The following is a 2,826-nucleotide window of genomic DNA, read 5'->3' as shown; positions in this document are numbered from 1 at the left end:
ACGGCGCCCAGCAGGGCCAGCAGCAGGGCGGCTACGGTCAGCAGCCCGGCTACGGGCAGCAGCAGTACGGCGCCCAGCAGAGCCAGCAGCAGTACGGCCAGCCGGGGTACGGCCAGTCGGCCTCCCAGCAGGGCTACGGCCAGCAGCAGGGCTACGGCGCCCAGCAGTACGGCCAGCAGGGCTATGCCCAGCCCGGCTTCGGCCAGCCGTACGCGGCCGCGGGGCCGATTCCGCCCGGTGCCCCGGCTCCGCTCGCGGAGTGGTGGCAGCGCCTCGTCGCCCGCATCATCGACGGCGTGGTCGTCGGCATCCCCTTCGGGATCATCTCGGTCGTGATCACGGCGATCGTCGTCACCAGCGGGAGCATCGACCTGAGGACGGGGGTGTACTCCCCCGGTAGCGGCGTCTTCCTCGCCACGCTGCTCGTGGCGATCCTGGGCGGTGTCGTCATGGTCGGCTACGAGTTCGTCATGCTGCGCCAGCGCGGGCAGACGCTCGGAAAGATCGCAATGGGCATCAAGGTCGTCCCGGTCGGCGGAAGCCTCGACGGCGGCCTCGACGTCGACGTGGCCGGCAAGCGCGCAATCGTGATGTGGGGTCCGCAGTTGGTGCGCTGGATTCCCGTCGTCGAGTATCTGGCGGCCATCTTCGCGTTGCTGAATATGCTGTGGCTGCTTTGGGACAGGCCGTTGCAGCAGGCGTTGCATGACAAGGTCGCCAAGACCGTGGTGGTCAAGGTCAGGTAAGGACCGCAGAGGGGGCCGATGGAACGGACCATCGGCCCCTTTTTCTATGGCCGCTTTGGCGCGTCCACGCCGGGTGCCCATCCGGCTGTGCGGGAAAAACCGTACGGGGCCGCCCGGGCATGCCATGCTTGGGTTCACCGTCCCCGGAGGTGCCCCAATGACCGCGAGACCGCCCCCGGTGCCAATCCTTAAGGCTCGTCCTCGCCGTCCCCGCCCGGGCCATATCGGTCCACGGGCGGCTTAAGGAACCGTCAGGGGCGCTTATGGGGCCGTATGGAGCCGCAGGGGGCCCTTATGACGCTCCGGATGCGCACCGCTCTACCCCGCCGCGGACGCCGCCCGCGGAATGCGGGGGACCGTTTGGCCGTGCGAAAGTCGGGCGCCCGGCCGCCCGGGCCGTCCACGTGATTGTGCCCCCGCTCCTTTATTCGATCTTCATGTCGTCCCCGTTGATCTTGGTGGAACCGGCCGGTCCTCTCTTTTTGCGAGGCTTCCGGACTGTGACGATCTGCTTGCGCGTATATCTCGCCAAGGCGAGCGCAGCGTACGAGAAGGGGGCGGGGCTCCTTGTGAAGATCCGGCCGCCCAGACGTCGCTCCTCGTTTCGCCCGAGCTCTTCAACGGCCGTACGTCCTCCGGCCGCCCTTTTTCGCGAGCGTGTTTGCGGCTTCGCGCTTGTCGGGCCGTGTCTGTCCGGCCTGGCCGGAAGGCCCCTCACCTGCCCTTACGGCACCGGCCTCGCCGAACCCCGGGGAGTGCCGCTACCGTCGCCCGCCGTCGCGCGGGAAGTGCGCCGGCGGTGAAACGGAGGGACGGCCGGGGAGCGGTGACCGGGCGGGTCGGCATTCTGGGTACGATTTCGAGTGCATCCGGTAAGGCCGCTGGAGAGACGGGGGATTACCCCGGCCCTCCTGGGGCACCCCGGAAGGCGCGGCCGGTCCCTCCCGGCGCTATGGTCGTATCAGGGCGCCTGGCCCGGCAAGAGGCCGGTGACCTTGCCACGTCCCCGGAATTTCCTCGGGTGCACCTAATGACACCCCCGGCACGAGCGAGGCAGAATGACAGAGGTATTGTCCGCCTTGATACCTTCCGTGGTCGTCGCCGGCGCGGTCGTCTACGGCATCGTAAAGTTGGTACGTTCCGACGCGGCGGGTCTCCGCGCGGCACGGGAGCCACGCGAGAAGTCACCGGACTCAGAGGTTCCTGAGAATCCGCAATCTTGAATTGTCAGCCGGGGGAAACCGGGTATATGTTTGGCTGACGAATCAAAGTATGGGCTGCGAAAGGATTGCCGGATGGCCAAGCACACGCAGGTGATTCTCATCGACGATCTCGATGGCGGCGAGGCCAATGAGACGGTCACCTTCGCGATTGACGGCACGTCATATGAGATTGACCTGAGCGACGGCAACGCGAAGCGGCTTCGCGAGGCCCTGTCGCCTTTCGTCGGCAGCGCGCGGCGCGCGGACAGCGGGCAGGCCCGTGGGCGCCGTCGTGGTGCGGGCGGCGGGGGCCAGCGAGCCATGACCCGCGAGAAGAGCGCGGAGATCCGCGCCTGGGCGAAGGCTCACGGACACCCCGTGAGTGAGCGCGGTCGTATTGCCGCCTCGATCGTCCAGGCGTACGAGGACGCGCACTAGGTCGTGTCCCTTAGATCGCCACGGCGAGATCGGCGGGACACTCCCTAACTTCAACCTTGATCGTGCGGTTATGCCGGTCGTCGGAGGACCTGACGATCGCATAACCGCGCGATTGTGTTTGTGCTCCCTTAAAACCTCGTTCGCTTGCGGCGTATCGGGAACATGTCACCCCCAGCAGGGGGTTGGATAGAGCATGAACGCCCTTCGCTTGGGGAACCCTTCTGCCAAGGAGCGGGTCGCTGGGTCGGGGCTACCATGCGGAACGACGGGCCGGATCTCCCGTGCTCGCCTGACCGCTTCGTGAGGAGCGACGAGATGTTCGAGAGGTTCACCGACCGTGCGCGGCGGGTTGTCGTCCTGGCTCAGGAAGAGGCCAGGATGCTCAACCACAACTACATCGGTACTGAGCACATTCTTCTTGGTCTGATCCATGAGGGTGA

General features: G+C 66.7%; 3 protein-coding genes. All 3 read left to right on the top strand.

Annotated features, from left to right (window positions below; genetic code table 11):
• Nucleotides 1-746, top strand: a 746-nt coding sequence (locus HHX30_RS39050) for an RDD family protein (RefSeq protein ID WP_169988981.1), incomplete at its 5' end; no start/stop codon positions are given.
• 1,295 nt (nucleotides 747-2,041) lie between these two features.
• A complete protein-coding gene (locus tag HHX30_RS39045; protein ID WP_169988980.1) occupies nucleotides 2,042-2,386 on the top strand; it encodes an Lsr2 family protein in 345 nt (114 codons plus the stop codon).
• 315 nt (nucleotides 2,387-2,701) lie between these two features.
• Nucleotides 2,702-2,826: Clp protease N-terminal domain-containing protein (locus HHX30_RS43925; RefSeq protein WP_139578418.1), on the top strand; the 125-nt coding region annotated here is incomplete at its 3' end.

Source organism: Microbispora sp. H10836 (genome assembly GCF_012999525.1).
In the GTDB taxonomy this organism is placed as follows: domain Bacteria; phylum Actinomycetota; class Actinomycetes; order Streptosporangiales; family Streptosporangiaceae; genus Microbispora.
This window is presented reverse-complemented; position numbering and strand designations above follow the sequence as displayed.

What these genes read in the sequence shown, in the direction of transcription:
- HHX30_RS39045 (WP_169988980.1), top strand. Translation starts at nt 2,042, where the DNA reads ATGGCCAAGCACACGCAGGTGATTCTCATCGACGATCTCGATGGCGGC.